General features: G+C 45.7%; 15 protein-coding genes and 1 tRNA gene. 13 read left to right on the forward strand and 3 right to left on the reverse strand.

The genetic code is table 11. From position 1 onward, the window contains the following. Positions 1–97: 97 nt before the first annotated feature. From tuf to serA, 11 genes are all read left to right on the forward strand, one after another. A complete protein-coding gene (tuf, locus tag LU290_RS01165) occupies positions 98–1288 on the forward strand; it encodes an elongation factor Tu (RefSeq protein WP_277808322.1) in 1191 nt (396 codons plus the stop codon). 145 nt (positions 1289–1433) lie between these two features. Continuing rightward, positions 1434–1509, forward strand: a tRNA-Trp gene (locus tag LU290_RS01170). Between the two features lie 66 nt (positions 1510–1575). Then, positions 1576–2055 (forward strand): preprotein translocase subunit SecE, encoded by a 480-nt coding sequence (gene secE / locus LU290_RS01175; RefSeq protein ID WP_277808755.1) that lies wholly within the window; start codon positions 1576–1578, stop codon positions 2053–2055. 15 nt (positions 2056–2070) lie between these two features. Further along, the gene (gene nusG / locus LU290_RS01180) at positions 2071–2601 is read left to right on the forward strand and encodes a transcription termination/antitermination protein NusG (protein ID WP_277808756.1); all 531 of its coding nucleotides are present in this window, start codon (positions 2071–2073) and stop codon (positions 2599–2601) included. A gap of 128 nt (positions 2602–2729) precedes the next feature. Then, complete coding sequence (rplK, locus tag LU290_RS01185) at positions 2730–3161, forward strand: 50S ribosomal protein L11 (protein ID WP_277808757.1); 432 nt, start codon at positions 2730–2732, stop codon at positions 3159–3161. Continuing rightward, positions 3161–3862, forward strand: coding sequence for a 50S ribosomal protein L1 (gene rplA / locus LU290_RS01190; RefSeq protein ID WP_277808758.1), 702 nt, complete (start codon positions 3161–3163; stop codon positions 3860–3862). Before rplK ends, rplA begins: the two co-directional genes overlap by 1 nt. Before the next feature lie 327 nt (positions 3863–4189). Further along, on the forward strand, positions 4190–4693 hold the full coding sequence (gene rplJ, locus LU290_RS01195; protein ID WP_277808759.1) for a 50S ribosomal protein L10: 504 nt from the start codon (positions 4190–4192) through the stop codon (positions 4691–4693). 69 nt (positions 4694–4762) lie between these two features. Continuing rightward, positions 4763–5134, forward strand: a complete 372-nt coding sequence (gene rplL / locus LU290_RS01200) for a 50S ribosomal protein L7/L12 (protein ID WP_277808760.1) — start codon at positions 4763–4765, stop codon at positions 5132–5134. 616 nt (positions 5135–5750) lie between these two features. Then, on the forward strand, positions 5751–9860 hold the full coding sequence (gene rpoB, locus LU290_RS01205) for a DNA-directed RNA polymerase subunit beta (RefSeq protein ID WP_277808761.1): 4110 nt from the start codon (positions 5751–5753) through the stop codon (positions 9858–9860). Between the two features lie 82 nt (positions 9861–9942). Continuing rightward, on the forward strand, positions 9943–14169 hold the full coding sequence (gene rpoC / locus LU290_RS01210; protein WP_277808762.1) for a DNA-directed RNA polymerase subunit beta': 4227 nt from the start codon (positions 9943–9945) through the stop codon (positions 14167–14169). Between the two features lie 163 nt (positions 14170–14332). Then, positions 14333–15559: a phosphoglycerate dehydrogenase gene (gene serA / locus LU290_RS01215; protein WP_277808763.1), complete on the forward strand. Its 1227-nt coding sequence runs from the start codon at positions 14333–14335 to the stop codon at positions 15557–15559. Between the two features lie 163 nt (positions 15560–15722). Here serA and LU290_RS01220 read toward each other — a convergent pair whose 3' ends face one another. After that, entirely contained in the window at positions 15723–16724 is a 1002-nt protein-coding gene (locus LU290_RS01220; protein WP_277807698.1) for an IS110 family RNA-guided transposase, read from the reverse strand. A gap of 101 nt (positions 16725–16825) precedes the next feature. Continuing rightward, the gene (locus LU290_RS01225) at positions 16826–17050 is read right to left on the reverse strand and encodes a hypothetical protein (RefSeq protein WP_277808764.1); all 225 of its coding nucleotides are present in this window, start codon (positions 17048–17050) and stop codon (positions 16826–16828) included. A 46-nt stretch (positions 17051–17096) separates the two neighbouring features. Between LU290_RS01225 and gorA the strand changes: the two genes are divergently transcribed. Both gorA and LU290_RS01235 read left to right on the forward strand, forming a co-directional pair. Next, positions 17097–18461 carry a glutathione-disulfide reductase gene (gorA, locus tag LU290_RS01230; protein ID WP_277808765.1) on the forward strand — a complete coding sequence of 455 codons (1365 nt, stop codon included), beginning with the start codon at positions 17097–17099 and terminating at the stop codon, positions 18459–18461. Positions 18462–18518: 57 nt separating this feature from the next. Beyond that, a complete protein-coding gene (locus LU290_RS01235; protein ID WP_277808766.1) occupies positions 18519–19142 on the forward strand; it encodes a tetratricopeptide repeat protein in 624 nt (207 codons plus the stop codon). Positions 19143–19267: 125 nt separating this feature from the next. On the opposite strand, the gene LU290_RS01240 is transcribed toward LU290_RS01235, so the two are convergent. Continuing rightward, positions 19268–20059, reverse strand: coding sequence for a Cof-type HAD-IIB family hydrolase (locus tag LU290_RS01240; protein ID WP_277808767.1), 792 nt, complete (start codon positions 20057–20059; stop codon positions 19268–19270). Between the last annotated feature and the right edge of the window lie 122 nt (positions 20060–20181).

The raw sequence follows: 20181 nt of genomic DNA on the forward strand, positions 1-20181 counted from the left end.
TAGCAAGATATGGAAAATTAGTCGTTTTCCATGAGTCATTTTGACAATAACTAGCCTACCCATTAGGGTTTGGGCTTCACAACAAGAGGACATACCCATGGCCAAAGCCAAGTTCGAACGTAATAAACCACACGTAAACGTGGGTACCATCGGTCACGTTGACCACGGTAAAACCACTCTAACTGCTGCGATCGCTACCGTTGCTGCTAAGCACCACGGCGGTGAAGCAAAAGACTACGCTGCTATTGACTCAGCTCCTGAAGAAAAAGCGCGTGGTATTACCATTAACACTTCTCACATCGAGTATGACACTGCTAACCGTCACTATGCACACGTTGACTGCCCAGGTCACGCTGACTATGTTAAAAACATGATCACTGGTGCTGCACAGATGGACGGCGCTATCCTAGTTGTTGCTGCAACTGACGGCCCAATGCCACAAACTCGTGAGCACATCCTTCTATCTCGCCAAGTAGGCGTACCTTACATCATGGTATTCATGAACAAGTGCGACCTTGTTGACGACGAAGAGCTACTAGAGCTTGTTGAAATGGAAGTTCGTGAACTTCTATCTGACTACGACTTCCCAGGCGACGACACCCCAATCATCAAAGGTTCAGCCCTTCTAGGTCTAAACGGTGACGCAGGTCAATACGGTGAGCCTGCCATCCTAGAACTACTAGACACTCTAGACAGCTACATCCCAGAGCCAGAGCGCGACATCGATCGTCCATTCCTAATGCCAATCGAAGATGTATTCTCAATCTCTGGTCGTGGTACTGTTGTAACTGGTCGTGTTGAATCAGGTATCATCAAAGTTGGTGACGAAGTTGAAATCGTTGGTATCAAAGACACCGCAAAAACCACCTGTACTGGTGTTGAAATGTTCCGTAAGCTACTAGACGAAGGTCGTGCTGGCGAGAACTGTGGTGTTCTACTTCGTGGTACTAAGCGTGAAGAAGTTCAGCGTGGTCAAGTACTTGCTAAGCCAGGTTCAATCACCCCACACACTCAATTTGACGCAGAAGTATATGTACTGTCAAAAGAAGAAGGTGGTCGTCACACGCCATTCCTAAACGGCTATCGTCCACAGTTCTACTTCCGTACCACTGACGTAACTGGTGCCATCACTCTACAAGAAGGTACTGAAATGGTTATGCCAGGCGACAACGTTGAGATGAGTGTTGAGCTGATCCACCCAATCGCTATGGACAAAGGTCTACGCTTCGCTATCCGTGAAGGTGGCCGTACCGTAGGTGCTGGTGTTGTTGCTAATGTTAAAGGCTAATCCCTAGCCCAAAACAAGGCAAACTGCCAAACAAAACCCTGCAAGTGAAAGCTTGTGGGGTTTTTGTTTGGTTGAGTTGAAAAAATAAGGGGTTGGGGGTTGTGTTTTGAAAAAAACCTGTTATAATAGCAGTCCTTAACACCTTAGGCGATTGGCTCAATTGGTAGAGCATCGGTCTCCAAAACCGAGGGTTGGGGGTTCGAGTCCCTCATCGCCTGCCATCTTATATTTTCCACACCATTCTTTTAATTTTATAAAAAATTGGTCACTCCAAGGCAAATTTCTGCATGAGCGCTAATAAAGATAATTTTGATTCACAAGCTGAAACTGTGGCGTCAAATGGCTCAGCTCGGCAAAAAAAATCGGTTACTGTTTCTAAAGAAAATGTGGTCGAAGTTGCCAAGACTCGCTCTGCTAAAGATTATCTGCTCTGGCTGCTTGCCATCGCTGCACTGATTGCCGCCACCTTGGTGCCTCAGTACTTGCCAAGATACTGGGCGACAGCAAATGATGTGTGGGTGCAGCTTGCCACCACCATAGGCTTGGTGATTTTTGCCATCATATGTTTGGCATTGACCAACCAAGGTCGTGCTTTTAAGACCTTGCTAAAAGATGCTGGCATTGAGCTGCGCCGAGTGACTTGGCCCAGCAAAGATGAGACCATCCGCTATACATGGCAAACCATTTTGATGATGATCATCTTTGGTGTGGTGATTTGGCTATTGGATAATATTTTTAATAAAATTATTGGCTTTGTTCTTAATTAATTTGAAGGTGATGCGATGCGCTGGTATATTATCCAAGCATTTTCTGGTTATGAAAAACAAGTTCAGCGCTCTTTGATTGAGCGTATCAAGCGTAGCGAATTTGCCGATTCTTTCGGTGATGTCCTTGTGCCTACCGAAGAAGTGATTGAGATGCGTGAAGGCAAAAAGCGCACGGTTGAGCATAAGTTGTTTCCTGGCTATGTGTTGATCAACATGGAGATGACTGAGGATACTTGGCACATCGTTCGCAGCTGCCCAAACATCACAGGTTTTATTGGTGGTACGCCAGAAAATCCTGCGCCGATTACCAAGGCTGAGGCAGATCGTATTTTGAACCGTATTCAAAAAGGTGGCGACACACCTCGTCCGAAGACCATGTTTGAGCCAGGTGAAGAAGTATTGGTCATCGATGGACCATTCACTGACTTCAAAGGCTTGGTGAAAAAAGTGGATTATGACAAGTCTAAGCTGCATTTGACAGTCAGTGTCTTTAACCGCCCAACCGAAGTTGAGCTTGAATTTACAAAAGTTGAAAAGCTCAGCTGATTTTGATATAATAGATTTTTTAGCTCTAAGCCTTGCTTGGGGCTTTTCGTTGAATTAAATATTTGATTTAATTCTTAACCTTGGGGAGCTAATTTTTAGCGTTATTACCCACCATTGGAGACATTCTCATGGCAAAGAAGATTGATGGCTACATCAAGCTACAAGTGCCTGCTGGTAAGGCAAACCCATCACCACCGATTGGTCCTGCATTGGGTCAAAAAGGTGTGAACATCATGGCGTTCTGTAAAGAGTTCAACGCTGCATCTGCAAACTTTGAACCAGGTCTGCCGATTCCAGTTGTCATCACCGTATTTAATGACAAATCTTTCACTTTCATCATGAAGTCGCCACCTGCGGCAGTCCTACTGCGTAAAGCAGCTGGCATCGCCAAAGGTTCTAGCGTACCTAACAAAGATAAAGTAGGTACTGTGACTCGTGCGCAACTTGAAGAAATCGTAAAAACCAAAGAAGCAGACCTAACCGCTGCTGAACTTGAAGCGGGCATCCGTACCATCGCAGGTACCGCTCGTTCAATGGGTCTAAATGTGGAGGGTGTGTAATGGCTAAGCTAACTAAGCGTCAAAAGCTTATTAAAGATCGTGTAGATGGCGACAAGCTATACACCATCGAAGAAGCGGTTGCGATTTTGAATGACTTGCCAGCGGCAAAATTCAAAGAGTCTATCGACATCGCCATCAACCTAGGCGTTGATCCGCGTAAATCTGACCAAGTGGTTCGTGGTGCTACCAACCTACCTGCGGGTACTGGCAAAACTAAGCGTGTTGCGGTATTTGCTCAAGGTGCGGCTGCTGACGCTGCCAAAGAAGCTGGTGCAGATGTTGTAGGTTTTGAAGACCTAGCAGAGAGCATCAAAGCTGGCAACATGGATTTTGATGTGGTGATCGCATCACCAGACGCCATGCGTATCGTAGGTCAGCTAGGTACTATCCTAGGTCCACGCGGTCTTATGCCAAACCCAAAAGTTGGCACAGTAACTGCTGATGTTGCGACTGCTGTTAAAAACACCAAAGCTGGTCAGGCTCAATACCGTGTTGATAAAGCAGGTATCATCCACGCATCAATCGGTCAAGTTGGTTTTACTGGCGAGCAAATCGAGCAAAACGCAACTGCGCTATTGAACGATTTGAAGCGTGCTAAGCCTGCGACTTCTAAAGGCATCTACATCAAGAAAATTACACTGTCTAGCACCATGGGTCCTGGCATCACTATCGATCCAGTTCCGCACCGTGCGAACAAATAATTTTCACTATTAGCCAATGGCGAAAAACCTAAAAACAAGATAATGCTTGATTTTTATGGTTTTTCGCTTATAATAGTTCGATTATTGTGCCAGTCTCCCGTGATTGACTGGTGTGATATAAAAATTTTTAGTTCAGCACAGCGGGTTGTGCTGTCTAAGACCGTAGGTGTGATTGATTGTTCTCAAGCAATCACCTAAATTATGAATAAAATCATAAGCCTACGCAGACGGAAAGACGATAAGTCGCCGTATTTTGGTGCAAATCCAGTCGGATTTGTGAAACTTGCTTATTATTTGCCTTGCAAATAATAAATATGGAGACAACCCATGGCACTAAACCTTCAAGACAAACAAGCAATTGTTGCTGAAGTAAATGAAGCTGCCAAAGGTGCGCTCTCTGCTGTTGTTGCCGACTCTCGTGGCGTAACAGTAGCACAGATGACCGAACTTCGTAAAGCGGCTCGTGCAGCAGGTGTTGATATGCGTATCGTGCGTAATACTCTATTACGCCGTGCCCTAGAAGACACAAATTTTGCTTGCATGAACGATGTATTCGTTGGTCCTACTTTGATTGCATTTTCAAATGAACACCCAGGTGCAGCAGCACGCTTGTTCAAAGAATTTGCCAAGGGCAACGACAAGTTCGAGATCAAAGGCGCAGCTTTTGAAGGCGAATTTATTGACGCTAAATCAATCGATAAACTTGCAACACTACCTACTTACGAAGAAGCGATCGCTCGCTTGATGGGTACGATGAAAGAAGCAGCAGCGGGCAAACTTGCGCGTACTTTGGCTGCACTTCGCGACAAATTGCAAGCAGAAGCGGCTTAATTTTTTCACATTTTATAAAAATTATCCGTTTTATTCAATTTACCATTTTATTTCATAGGAATAATTGCTATGTCACTAACTAATGAACAAATCCTAGACGCAATCGCAGAAAAATCAGTCATGGAAATCGTTGAGCTTATCTCTGCGATGGAAGAAAAATTCGGCGTATCTGCTGCAGCACTAGCAGCAGCTCCAGCAGCTGGCGGCGAAGCAGCAGCAGCTGAAGAAAAAGACGACTTCAATGTTGTACTAACTAACGGCGGCGACAAGAAAGTAGCTGTTATTAAAGTAGTTCGTGAAGTAACTGGTCTAGGTCTAAAAGAAGCTAAAGACCTGGTTGAAGGCGCTCCACAAACTGTTAAAGAAGGCGCATCTAAAGCTGAAGCTGAAGAGCTTAAGAAGAAGCTTGAAGAAGCTGGCGCTACCGTTGAACTTAAATAATTTAACACATCAGATGGCACTAGCTGCCTGATGATTTGCTAAAATTATGTTCAAAAGCCAATGTTGCCTTTGCAATGTTGGCTTTTTATTGCCTATTTTATTATACTTAATTCGCATCAAGACTGTACACAAAACCGTTCGCCCTGAGCTATGCCTGCGGGTAACGATTTTCCGTCATGGTTCGACAAGCTCACTTTGAGCGGAAAAAATTTGTTTGGCTTTGAATCGAATTTACCATAAAATCACACTAAAAAGACAATTTTCTCTTGCATTATTGGCTTTTTTTTATTATAATTCAGTATTTGACCTTTTGTGATTATCCAACCTTGTCAATTGGTTGATCACTACCGAAAAAGGACAAACACACCCTATGCAAAACGACATTATTGATCATTAACCAAAGATGTAGCTAAATGCCGACTTGGTATTTGGCGTTTTGTCGTGTTTGTGTGTTTGATATGCAATAGGGGCGTATCTTTGTGGTGTGTTGTTTTTGAGTAGGTTTTTGGGCGTTTGACAGCCGCCCAGACCCAAGACTAAATTTGGCAGTTTTTATTTTTGAAGGTTGGCTCTTGTTTATGCAATGGGCTTTTCCAAATTAACGTAAGGAATCTTAATGGCTTATTCTTATACCGAAAAGAAACGCATTCGTAAAAGTTTTTCTAGACTTCCAGACGTCATGGATGTGCCGTATTTGCTGGCGATCCAAGTGGATTCTTACGAGCAGTTTTTGCAAGAGCATAAAAAACCAAAAGAGCGTGCGAACATTGGTTTGCAAGCGGCTTTTTCATCAATTTTCCCAATCATCAGTCATTCTGGCAACGCTGAGTTGCAGTTTGTTGAATATTATTTGGGCGAGCCTGAGTTTGATGAGCGTGAGTGCATCATGCGTGGCTCCACCTTTGCAGCGCCACTTCGTGTAAAAATCCGTCTGGTGCTAAAAGACAAAGATAGCAAAGATAAGGACAGCAAGGCTGCCATCAAAGACATCCGTGAACAAAGCGTGTTCATGGGCGAAATTCCACTGATGACCGAAAACGGTACTTTCATCATCAACGGTACAGAGCGTGTGATCGTATCGCAGTTGCACCGTTCGCCGGGTGTGTTCTTTGACCATGACAAGGGCAAATCGCATTCAAGCGGTAAGGTGCTTTATAATGCTCGCATCATTCCTTACCGTGGTTCGTGGCTGGACTTTGAATTTGATGTCAAAGACCTAGTGTATGCCCGTATTGACCGCCGCCGTAAATTGCTTGCGACCATCATTTTGCGTGCCATCGGCATGGATACTGCCGACATTTTGAATACTTTCTTTGAAACCATTGAAGTGTATAAAGGCGATGAGTCGTTTGAAGTGGCGTTGGTGGCTGAGCGTCTGCAAGGCGAGATGGCACAGTTTGACATCGTATCGCCAGAAGGCAAGGTCATCGTTGAGCAGGGCAAGCGTATCAATGCGCGCCGTATCAAAGAAATCGTGGCGTCTGGCATGACCAAACTTGCAGTGCCTGATGAATATCTGTATGAGCGTATTTTGGCCGAAGACATCGTTTATCATGATGAAGTGATCGCTCGTGCCAACACGCTGATTGACCATGATCTTTTGGTAAAAATTGCCGATAAAAACATCAAAGGCTTTAAGATTCTATTCACCAACGACATTGATCACGGTGCGTACATTGCCGATACTTTGCGTGCAGACACTGTGATGACTCGTGAAGAAGCGTTGATTGAAATTTATAAAGTCATGCGTCCAGGTGAGCCACCAACCTTAGAGACTGCTGAAAAACTCTTTGAGCAAATGTTCTTTAGCCAAGAGCGTTATGATTTGTCCAATGTTGGTCGTATGAAGTTCAACCGCCGTTTGGGTCGTGAATTCATTGAGACGGACGACATTGATGTACAGCGTGAGCAGGGCGTATTGTCAAATCAAGACATCGTGGATGTGCTAAAAGAGCTGATTGAGATTCGTAACGGTCGTGGCGAAGTGGATGACATTGACCACTTGGGTAACCGCCGTATTCGTTCGGTGGGCGAGATGACCGAAAACCAATTCCGTATTGGTCTGGCTCGTGTGGAGCGTGCGGTCAAAGAGCGTCTGACTGTGGCTGAATCTGACAGCCTATCGCCACAAGATTTGATTAACTCAAAACCTGTAGCGGCAGCGATTAAAGAATTTTTCGGTTCATCACAGCTTTCGCAGTTCATGGACCAAAACAACCCATTGTCAGAAATCACGCACAAACGCCGTGTTTCGGCACTTGGTCCAGGTGGTCTGACTCGTGAGCGTGCAGGCTTTGAAGTGCGAGATGTACATAATACGCACTACGGCCGTGTGTGTCCGATTGAAACGCCTGAAGGTCCAAACATTGGTTTGATCAACTATTTGGCGGTATTTGCCAAGACCAACAACTTTGGTTTCTTGGAGACGCCTTATCGCCGTGTCATTGATGGTAAAGTAACTGACGACATTGAGTACATGAGTGCCATTGAGGAAGTGGGTTCGGTGATTGCACAGGCGGATTCGCCAATGAATGAAAATGGCGAGCTGACCGAAGAGATGGTCATGGTGCGTTATCAAGGCGAATCGGTGCGTATGGGTGTGGATAAAGTTACCCATATGGATGTATCGCCACGCCAAGTTGTCTCAGTGGCGGCATCGCTCATCCCATTCCTAGAACACGACGACGCCAACCGTGCCTTGATGGGTGCGAACATGCAACGCCAAGCAGTACCTACCTTGCGTTCTGATAAACCGCTTGTGGGTACAGGTATGGAGCGCCATGTGGCTCGTGACAGTGGCGTGTGTGTGGTTGCCAAGCGTGGCGGCGTCATTGAAGAAGTGGATGCCAGCCGTGTGATCGTGCGTGTCAATGAAGATGAAATGACCGCAGGCGAAGCAGGTATTGATATTTATAACTTGATCAAATACACCCGCTCAAACCAAAACACTTGTATCAACCAGCGTATCATTGTCAATGAAGGCGATGTGATCGCTCGTGGCGACATTTTGGCGGACGGTCCATCCACTGACCTTGGCGAGCTTGCTCTGGGTCAAAATATGCGTGTGGCTTTCATGCCGTGGAATGGCTATAACTTCGAAGACTCGATTTTGCTGTCTGAACGAGTGGTACAAGAAGACCGCTTTACCACCATTCACATTCAAGAGCTGACTTGTGTGGCTCGTGATACTAAGCTTGGTCCTGAGGAAATCACAGGCGATATTCCAAATGTCGGTGAAGCAGCCCTTGCAAACCTTGACGAAGCAGGTATCGTATATATCGGTGCCGAAGTAGATGCAGGCGATATTTTGGTGGGTAAAGTTACGCCAAAAGGCGAAAGTCAGCTGACCCCAGAAGAAAAACTTCTGCGTGCGATTTTTGGTGAAAAAGCTGCCGATGTGAAAGATACTTCACTTCGTGTGCCATCATCTACTAAGGGTACGGTCATTGATGTACAAGTCTTTACCCGTGATGGTCTAGAAAAAGACAGCCGTGCCAAGGCGATTGAAAAAGCGATGCTAGACAGCTATCGCAAAGACTTAAAAGAAGAGCTAAACATCTTTGAAGCAGCTGCTCGTAGCCGTATTGTGCATTTGCTGGATGGCAAGACCATCAGCGGTGGTGCTGGCTTTAAGGCAGGTACAGTGCTAAGCACTGCTGATATGGAGAGCTTGCCACTAGAGAGCTTGCTTGACATTCAGCCTGCCCAAGAAGAAGTGTCTGAGCGTCTAAGTCAAATCGCTGAATATCTAAGCGATAAGCAAAAAGAAATTGACAATAAATTTGCCGAGAAAAAACGCAAACTGACCCAAGGGGATGACTTGGCGCACGGCGTACAAAAAATCGTTAAGGTGTATCTTGCGGTCAAACGCCGTATCCAGCCAGGTGATAAGATGGCAGGTCGTCACGGTAACAAGGGTGTCGTCTCTCGCATCATGCCTGTAGAAGACATGCCTTATGACGAAAACGGCAACCCTGTTGATATCGTACTAAACCCGCTGGGCGTACCATCTCGTATGAATATCGGTCAGGTACTAGAGACGCACCTTGGTATGGCGGCTCGTGGTCTGGGCGACAAGATTAACGAAATGATGCGTGCTCAAGCGGCAGTCAGCGAGTTGCGTGAATTCTTGGATAAGATTTATAACAAGGTTGGCGGTGAGCAAGTGGATCTGGACAGCTTGTCAGATGACGACATCTTGGCAATGTCAGAAAACTTGCGTAAGGGCGTGCCAATGGGTACGGCGGTCTTTGATGGTGCCAAAGAAACACAAATCAAAGAGCTTTTAGAGCTTGCTGGTCTTGACAAGTCAGGTCAGCAAACGCTGTATGATGGACGCACGGGCAAGAAGTTTGACCGTCCTGTAACCGTGGGCTATATGTATATGCTTAAGTTGAACCACTTGGTTGATGACAAGATGCACGCCCGTTCGACTGGTTCGTACAGTCTTGTTACTCAGCAACCACTTGGCGGTAAAGCTCAGTTCGGTGGTCAGCGTTTCGGTGAGATGGAAGTCTGGGCATTGGAAGCGTATGGTGCAACTTACACCCTACAAGAAATGCTCACCGTCAAGTCGGACGATGTGGAAGGTCGTACCCGCATGTATAAGAACATCGTTGATGGCGAACAATACATGAACCCAGGTATGCCTGAATCGTTCAATGTATTGACCAAAGAGATTCGCTCGTTGGGTATTAACATTGACTTAAAAGAAAAGAAAAAATAAGTCAAAACCCAACCACCAAATACCAATCTGGGCGATACGCTCGCCCAGATGACCGAATTGACGAAGATAACGGAGAATCCTTTTGAAAGATTTATTAGACATCATGAAAGGCCCTGCCGATAACGGCATCAAAGAATTTGACAGCATTCAGATTTCTTTGGCAAGCCCTGACACCATCAAATCATGGTCGCACGGCGAAGTTAAAAAACCAGAAACCATCAACTACCGCACCTTTAAGCCTGAGCGTGATGGTCTGTTTTGTGCCAAAATCTTTGGCCCTGTCAAAGACTTTGAGTGTCTGTGTGGTAAATACAAACGCCGCAAGTTCCAAGGCATCATCTGTGAAAAATGTGGCGTAGAAGTAACTGCTGCCAAAGTTCGCCGTGATCGTATGGGTCATATTGAGCTTGCCAGCCCTGTGGCTCACATTTGGTTCTTAAAATCACTGCCAAGCCGCATCGGTCTTTTGCTTGACATCACTTTGCGTGACATCGAACGCGTGCTGTATTTTGAAAGCTACATCGTAACCGACCCTGGCATGACTGGTCTTGAAAAATACCAATTGCTTGATGATGAAGAGTACTTTACTGCTCTTGAACAGTATGGCGATGAATTTGTTGCCAAAATGGGTGCAGAAGCGGTTCAAGACCTATTAAAAGACATCGATGTTGATGGTGAGATTGATGAATTGCGTGCGTCAATTCCACAAACCAGCTCAGAAACCAAGCTAAAAAAGATGGCAAAACGCTTGCAGCTGCTTGAGTCGTTCCGTGATTCTGGCAACAAGCCTGAATGGATGGTGATGACGGTATTGCCAGTATTGCCACCAGATTTGCGTCCGCTGGTACCGCTAGAAGGTGGTCGTTTTGCGACTTCTGACCTAAACGATTTGTACCGCCGTGTCATCAACCGTAACAACCGTCTAAAGCGTTTGCTGGAATTGAACGCTCCTGACATCATCGTGCGTAACGAAAAGCGTATGCTGCAAGAAGCGGTAGATGCTCTGTTAGACAACGGTCGCCGTGGTCGTGCAATCACAGGCTCGAACAAGCGTCCGCTAAAATCTTTGGCTGACATGATTAAAGGTAAGCAAGGTCGTTTCCGTCAAAACCTTTTGGGTAAGCGTGTCGATTACTCTGGTCGTTCGGTGATCGTGGTAGGTCCGACTTTGCGTCTGCATCAGTGCGGTCTGCCTAAGAAAATGGCACTTGAGCTGTTCAAGCCATTTACTTATGCCAAGCTACTACAAAACAACATCGCTCAGACGATTAAAGCCGCCAAGAAAATGGTAGAGCGTGAAGAGCCAGCCGTTTGGGATATGTTGGCAAGCGTCATTCGTGAACACCCTGTGCTACTAAACCGTGCGCCAACTTTGCACCGTTTGGGTCTGCAAGCATTTGAACCTGTATTGATTGAAGGTAAAGCGATTCAGCTACACCCGCTGGTCTGTGCGGCATTTAACGCTGACTTTGACGGTGACCAAATGGCGGTGCATGTGCCATTGACCTTGGAAGCTCAGCTAGAAGCTCGTGCTTTGATGATGTCTACCAACAACATCTTGTCGCCAGCGAACGGCGAGCCGATCATCGTACCATCGCAAGACGTTGTTTTGGGCTTGTACTACATCAGCCGTAGCCATGTCAATGCCAAAGGCGAGAACATGGTATTTAGTACCGTCAACGAAGCCTTGCGTGCGATTGGCTCGGACGATTTGAGCGTCAATGCCAAAATCAAAGTGCGTGTTACCGAAACCATCATTGATGAAAAAACTGGCGAAAAAACCACCAAAACCGAAATCAAAGAAACTGTCGCAGGTCGTCTATTGATTTGGAATATCATGCCTGAAGGTATGGCGTTTAGCGAGTGTAACAAAGAGATGACCAAAAAGAACATCTCTGGTCTGTTAAACTCATGCTATCGCAAACTTGGCGTGAAAGAATCGGTATTGTTCGCTGACCACTTGATGTATCTAGGTTTTGCCCAAGCGACTTTGTCGGGCATTTCAATTGGTATGGAAGACATGGTGATTCCACCAACCAAAAAAGAAATCATGGACGCAGCCGATTCAGAAGTGCGTGAGATTGAGCAACAATTTGAGCAAGGCTTTGTAACCGCCGGTGAGCGTTATAACAAAGTTGTTGATATTTGGTCTCGTACTTCCGACAAAATCGCCAATGCAATGATGGAAAACTTGTCTACTGACGAAGTGGTCAATGCTGATGGCGAAGTTGAGCGTGAAAAATCATTCAACTCCATCTATATGATGGCAGACTCTGGTGCTCGTGGTAGCGCTACTCAGATTCGTCAGCTTGCAGGTATGCGTGGTCTGATGGCAAAACCAGACGGCTCGATCATTGAAACACCAATTAAGGCGAACTTCCGTGAAGGTCTGACCGTTTTGCAGTACTTTATTTCAACGCACGGTGCTCGTAAGGGTCTTGCCGATACCGCCTTGAAAACCGCGAACTCTGGTTACTTGACTCGTCGTCTGGTCGATGTGGCACAAGATTTGGTCATCACGATGGACGATTGTGGCACCGAAGCAGGTCAGCGTATGACGCCTGTGATTGATGGTGGCGAAATTGTAGAACGCCTAGGCGACCGTGTGCTTGGTCGTGTTACCGCCAAAGATGTGGTAACGGCTGATGGTGAGATGATTGCACCTGCTGGCACGCTGATTGATGAGCGTTTGGTGGAAAAACTAGATGCTAATGCGATTGACGAAGTGTATGTGCGTTCGGTCATTACTTGTGAATCAGGTCATGGCGTGTGTGCTAAGTGCTATGGTCGTGATTTGGCTCGTGGTCATCTGGTTAATATCGGCGAATCTGTGGGCGTTATGGCGGCACAGTCAATCGGTGAGCCAGGTACTCAGCTGACGATGCGTACTTTCCACGTGGGTGGTGCGGCAAGTGCAGCAGCGGTAGATAATAGCGTGTCTGTGGGTAGCAACGGTACGGTTCGTTTCCACAACATGAAAACCGTAGAACACGCCGATGGTCATCTGGTGGTGGTATCTCGTTCGGCAGAGATTGGCGTGGCGGATAGCCAAGGTCGTGAGCGTGAGCGTTATAAAGTGCCTTATGGTTCGAATGTCCTGTTGCGTGATGGTGCAGAAGTGAATGCTGGCGATGTCATTGCCAAGTGGGATCCGCACACCCACCCAATCATCACTGAATTTGCGGGTACCGCTCGTTTTAGCGACATCACCGATGGTATGACAGCGACCATGAAAATGGACGAGACCACAGGTGTTAGCTCGTTTGAAATCTTGGCAAGTAAAGACCGTCCAAGCATCGCCAAAGACTTGCGTCCTGCGATCATCTTGGATACCACAGATGGCAAAGAAGTGGTGTACTTCCTACCTGCTGAGACAGTGATCCGTGTATCAGAAGGCGAGCAGGTAACTGCAGGTTCGGTGCTGGGTCGTGTGCCACAAGCCACTTCTGGTACCAAAGATATTACCGGTGGTCTGCCACGAGTTGCTGACCTGTTCGAAGCTCGCCGTCCAAAAGATCATGCCATCATGGCGGAGATGAGCGGTGTGGTGAGCTTTGGTAAAGAAACCAAAGGCAAAAACCGCTTTATCATCACTGATGAAGATGGCAATGTCCACGAAGAGCTGATTCCAAAATGGCGTCAAATCAACGTGTTTGAAGGCGAAACGGTTGAGCGTGGCGAGGTGGTGTCTGACGGCCCACAAAACCCACACGACATCTTGCGTCTCAAAGGCGAAACCGCACTTGCCAACTACATCGTAAACGAAGTACAAGAGGTTTATCGCTTGCAAGGCGTTAAGATTAACGATAAGCACATTGAGGTCATCGTGCGTCAAATGCTACGCAAAGTAGAAATCATTGATGGTGGTGATTCTAACTACTTTAAAGGCGACCAAGCGGAGTACACCAAGATTCGTGCGTTGAACGAAGAGCTGGTGGCGAACAATAAGTTCCCAGTGCAGTTTGAGCGTCAGCTATTAGGTATCACCAAGGCATCTTTGGCGACCGAAAGTTTCATCTCGGCAGCATCGTTCCAAGAGACCACTCGTGTCTTGACAGCAGCAGCAACGATGGGCAAAGTGGATGACTTGACTGGTCTAAAAGAGAATGTCGTGGTTGGTCGCTTGATTCCAGCAGGTACTGGCTTGGCATATCATCAAAATCGCAAGCGTAAAGCACAAATGGCTGAAGAAGCCAGCGTGAGCGATGAGATCAATTTGGTGGATGATTTGCTTGCACCAAGCGACAATTTGCCAACCGAAGACAGCTTTGCCAAGGCGTTTGCTGACGAATTGGGTCAAGACAGCTGATCAAACAAAAAAGCTCATCATGATTGGTGGGCTTTTTTTCTGCTAGGTTTTGCTGCAAATAGAGAAGTTTTGGCTAAATTTTTGTGTCCGATGTGTTGCAAAATCTGTGCAATCGGTGTATAACTATATTTTTGCTTTGCCCTTTATTATGTGAGAATTTTTTATGACTTTATCGCTCAAAAAAGACAAGATTCGCTTTCTGCTTTTAGAAGGTGTGCATGATAACGCCCTAAAAGTATTGAACGAAGCGGGCTATACCAACATTGAGTACATCAAGACTGCACTTGATGAAGATGAGCTCATCGAGAAGATTAAAGACGCTCATTTTATCGGCATTCGCTCACGCACACAGCTGACTCGCAAAGTGCTTGAATCTGCCGAAAAGTTGATTGCTATCGGTTGTTTTTGCATCGGTACTAACCAAGTGGATCTGGACGCTGCACTTGAACTGGGTATTCCTGTATTTAATGCACCATATTCAAACACTCGCTCGGTGGCAGAATTGGTGTTGGCTGAGACCATCATGCTGATGCGTGGTGTGCCTGAGAAAAATGCAGTCGTGCATCGTGGCGGCTGGAACAAATCTGCCAAAGACAGCTATGAAGTGCGTGGCAAGACGCTGGGTATCGTAGGCTATGGCTCTATCGGCTCACAGCTGTCGGTGCTGGCCGAGAGCTTGGGCATGAAGGTCATTTATCATGATGCCATCACCAAGCTGCCGCTGGGTAATGCGGTGCAAGTGGGCAGCCTTGATGAGCTGCTTGCCAAAGCTGATGTCGTAACGCTGCATGTGCCTGATTTGCCAAGCACTCGCAATATGATGACTAAGAACGAATTTGACAAAATGAAAGATGGTGCGTTCTTTATCAATGCCGCTCGTGGTGGCTGTGTGGATATTGACGCATTGGCAGCGGCGCTTGAAAGCGGTAAATTGCTGGGTGCGGCGATTGATGTGTTCCCAAAAGAGCCAAAATCAGCCGACGAAGAATTCATCTCGCCGCTTCGTGCCTTTGACAATGTCATCTTGACCCCGCATGTGGGTGGCTCAACACAAGAAGCACAGGCAAATATCGGCTTAGAAGTTGCCGAAAAATTCGTGCGTTATTCTGACCAAGGCGACACGACAAGTGCGGTCAATTTCCCGAATGTCTCAATCCCATTCACCGAAGGCACACACCGCCTGCTACACATTCACAAAAATGTCCCGGGCGTGCTGTCGCAAATCAACGCATCTTTTGCCGACGCTGGCATTAACATTGCCGCACAGTCGCTCATGACCAAAGGCGATGTCGGCTATCTGGTGATGGATGTCGATGACAATGATTCTGACAAGGCGATGGCTCGTCTGCGTGCCGTGCCTGAGACCATCCGTGTGCGTGTACTGTTTTGATAAAAACAGGATTTAACAAAACAAAACCGCTTTGTTTGCAAGGCGGTTTTGTTTTTATGGTACAATGATAGCCATATCACAAAATATCCCAAATGAGCGGTTAAGTTATCGTAAAATCGTGCGATTGTGTGGATTTGTAGATACCATCTCTCCCCACCCCTTGTCAAGCCATATTATCTATCCTAACTTGTGGGGTGTAGGGAGTTTGGTGTTTGATCACACCAAAGCAGATTTGCACCAATTTACGCATACAAGCACATAAAGCTTGCATTTTGCATTTGCCATTTTGTTGTAAGCGTTCGTATTGGTCTTTAATGTCTGGATTGTACTTGGTGGCAACGACTGCTGCCATATACAGCTTAGCTCTTAATTGAGCATTGCCTGTTTTGGCAAGTCTTGATCTGCCTTTAAACAATCCTGATTCTTGTTGTTTGGGAATCAACCCTAAAAAAGCAGAGACTTGTTTGGCATTGTTAAATTGTTTGGTATTAAACAAACTAAGCATTTGTCTTGACACCACCTGTCCCACTCCTTTGATGCTTTGTAAGAGTGTTTGCTCTTCTTTAAGTTTGGGGTGGTTGTTGATATGAGTGTCAATGTCATCGTTTAATTTGCTGATTGCCAATTTTAATGCCACAATCATCTCGTCAATGGATTGTTTAACAATGGGGGTTGTGTCTGCCACTTCTGCTTTTTCTTTGCGGTTTTCTTCTCGCTGTAAGTCTTCATTTAGAGCATCAAGACGAGAAAGCAAAGACTTTAAATGACGAGCTTCAATACTTGGGGCAATCCAAGCATCAGGGTGGGTGGCTCTGCCATATCTGGCAAGGACAATACTGTCTTTTTTATCTGTCTTTTGTCTTACGCCTAAACTGTCCGCATAGTGTTTGACAAAGGCAGGATTGATGATAGAGACTTTAAAGCCTAAATCGTGTAAATAATACGCCAAAGGTTCGTGATATACCCCTGTGGCTTCCATAATAAGATGAATGTCGTTAAAGCTGACACTTGCACCAAGATTGGTTTTAAGCCAATGAATGATGTGTTCAAAGTCATCAAAGTGATTATTAAAGACTTTGGTTTTGACTTTCATTGTACTTAACTCTTTAAGCCAAGCCACATCCAGCTTGTGCTTGCTAACATCAATACCAACATAATAAGTCATTGTCATCTAGCCTTGTTCATTCAGCGTCATGATTGAAAATCAATCAAGCGCTTGGATACCATTCAGATTGTACGATGATAAGAAAGCTACTTGGGTTTAATCTACGAGACAGCATCAAAGTACTCAGGTTGGGTAGAAACTACCAAGTAACTTAGGGTGATGGTATAATCTACCATGCCATCACCAAGATAGCTAGTCTTGGTGGTGAGATACAAGGTTGGGTTGCGCAAGGTGAAACCCAAAAAATTCAATGTCTTGCACATAAAATGGCAGGTTTTGCCCACCCCACATGACCACGACATCACATCATTGGTGATAACTTTCATTCGGTTGGTTTTGTTTTGCAATTAAGTTAAAACTAAGGAATTTACCATGGCCAAACACTTTGATTACATCACCATCGGCGGTGGTTCAGGCGGTATCGCATCGGCAAACCGTGCCGCCATGTACGGCAAAAAAGTCGCCGTCATTGAAGCCAAGCAAGTGGGCGGCACTTGTGTCAATGTCGGCTGTGTGCCAAAAAAAGTGCTGTGGTATGGGGCGAACATGGCGACCGCCATTCATCATTATGCCCCTGATTATGGCTATGAGCTTGATGTGAAGGCGTTTGATTTTGCCAAACTGGTGGAAAATCGCCAAGCCTACATCGGACGCATTCATCAATCTTATAAAAACACCTTTGAAAAAAATGGCGTCACGCTCATCAACGGCTTTGCCAAATTTTTGGATAAAAATTCGGTGGAAGTGAGCTATGAAAATGGTGATAAAGAAACCATTACCGCCGACCACATTCTCATCGCCACAGGCGGTCGCCCACAGCGTCCGAGCATTGAAGGGGCGGAGCTTGGCATTGATTCGGACGGATTTTTTGAGCTGACCAAATTACCAAAATCGGTCGTCATCATCGGCGGGGGGTATATTGGTGTTGAGATTGCAGGCGTGATGAACGCCTTTGGGGTCGAGACGCATTTGTGCGCACGAAGCGGTATTTTAAAGAGTTTTGATAAAGACATTGTCGAGACGCTCGCTGATGTCATGGTTAATGATGGCGTGCATTTTCATAAAGGCGTAAATCCCACCAAGATTGAAAAAGTGGGCAATGGCTTGACGGTGCATTTGGATAATGGCGAGACTTTGAGTGTGGAGTGCTTGATTTGGGCGACAGGGCGAGTGCCAGCGACTGATGTCATTAACCTAGACAAGGCAGGCGTGGCGACCAACAGCAAAGGGCAAATCATCGTTGATAAATTCCAAAACACCAATGTGGCAGGCATTTATGCGGTGGGCGACATCATTGAAAACGGTATTGAGCTGACCCCTGTGGCGGTGGCGGCAGGTCGCAGGCTCTCTGAGCGCCTGTTTAATGGCAAGACGGACGAGCATTTGGATTATAGTAATGTCGCTACGGTGGTGTTCAGTCATCCGCCGATTGGCACGGTGGGACTGACCGAGCAAGAGGCGACTGACGAATATGGAGCGGAGGCGGTTAAAGTTTATAAATCCAACTTTACGCCGATGTATTCGGCAATCACCGCTCATCGTGAGCCATGTCGCATGAAACTTGTCTGCGTGGGCGATGACGAAAAAGTCGTGGGTCTGCATGGTGTGGGCTTTGGGGTTGATGAGATGATTCAGGGCTTTGCGGTGGCGATAAAAATGGGGGCGACAAAGCGTGATTTTGATAATACCGTTGCCATTCACCCAACAGGCTCTGAAGAGTTTGTTACGATGAGATAATTTTTATAATAGGAATAATTTTAAAAGATTATTCCTATTTTAATAAGGAAAAATACAATGTTTAATCAAATTAAAAGTCGTTTATTGGCAAAAATAACGGTATTTATGTTTGCAAGTTTATATGGCTGTATTTCATTTGCTAATCCAGCTTATAAAGTAATGGGCTATGGCGATGGGAGCGACCACGAAATACAAATTAAAGCCGAACAAGGCGATAAAGATGCCCAAGCCTTTTTATGCGACATAACTCATCAAATGCAAAAACATCACGATATGAGTGAAGCCAGAATTTATTGGTGTGAAAAATCTGCTGAACAAGGCATTGCTAAATCTCAATATTTAATGGGTGAATTTTATCATCAAGGCAATGGCGTGGAGCGAGATTTTGAAAAGTCTCGTTATTGGCTTGAACAATCCGCCAATCAAGGTTATGATTATGCTCAACTTAATTTGGGTGTTATTTATTATCAAGGTGATGGTGTACCTGTGGATTATGAAAAAGCAGTATATTGGTATCAAAAATCTGCCGAACAAAATAACCCAACCGCTCAATTATATTTAGGTAATCGTTATTTAAAGGGGCAAGGTGTTACTCAAAGTGACAAACAGGGAAAATACTGGTATCAAAAAGCGTGTGAAAACAAATCAGAAACTGCTTGCAATTATTTAAAACATTTTTAATTATTTATCAAAAAATAATTGTTTAGTGCTAATGATATTGTATTGAAAATTTTAATAGCAAAGGGTGCGTAAAAGGGTGTGTAATACGCACCTTGTGGTGAACATGGTCGTGAGTGAGGGCAATTTTAAATCACTCCAAGCATCTGCAAGCCCCTGAATATCCCATCATCTTTATGGCTAGGACAAACATAATCCGCCACCGCTTTTAGGTCATCGTGAGCATTGCCCATCGCCACGCCAAAGCCCACCGATGAGAGCATTTCAATGTCATTTAGCCCATCGCCAAACGCCCATGCGTCCGCCATCGTCAAGCCCAATTTGTCCAGCACCGCACGAATGCCACGAGCTTTTGAGCCGTCTTTGTCCAAAATATCCACGCCAGAGATGTGCCAGCGAACGGTTTTTAGGTTTTCGCCAAGCTCCAAATTGGCGGTTTTGTTGTTTTCATAAAACGCCAAAATCTGGTACACAGGCGTATTCATGTCAAATTCATCAGCAATGCGATAAGGAATGTGCAGGCTGTTTAGGGCGTGCGTCATCGGTGGTGTTTCATGAAAGCCGATGATTTCGTCTCGGGTCATGTAGCCATAAGCGATGTTTTCTTTGGTGAGATAATCAGTGGTGTGGCGAATTTGGGCAGGCGTGAGCGGAAAATCCACCAAAGGCGAGCCACGGTATTCGTTGTATTGTCCGTTGATGGTAACAAAAACATCAATACCAACTTCTGCCACAAGCTCACGCACGCACGGCGGAAACACACAAATGCCACGACCTGTGGCGATGGCAACGATGATGCCTTTGGCTTTGAGTTGGTGTAGGGCGAGCTTGGTGCTGTCTGGGATGCGATTTTCAAATTTGATGTACAGCGTGTCGTCAATGTCAAAAAAGATGATTTTAGGTAGGGTGGGCGTGGTCATGACAAGTCTCATAAAAGCGATGTGTGATTGTATCACAAAAATTTTGGCATTTGGGCGGCTTTGCGGACTTGGACAATGAGATTTGTGCTTAAATGTGATAAAATGGCTCATCACAGCCTGAG

Origin of the sequence: Moraxella nasibovis (assembly GCF_029581575.1) — a bacterium.
Classification (GTDB): domain Bacteria; phylum Pseudomonadota; class Gammaproteobacteria; order Pseudomonadales; family Moraxellaceae; genus Moraxella; species Moraxella nasibovis.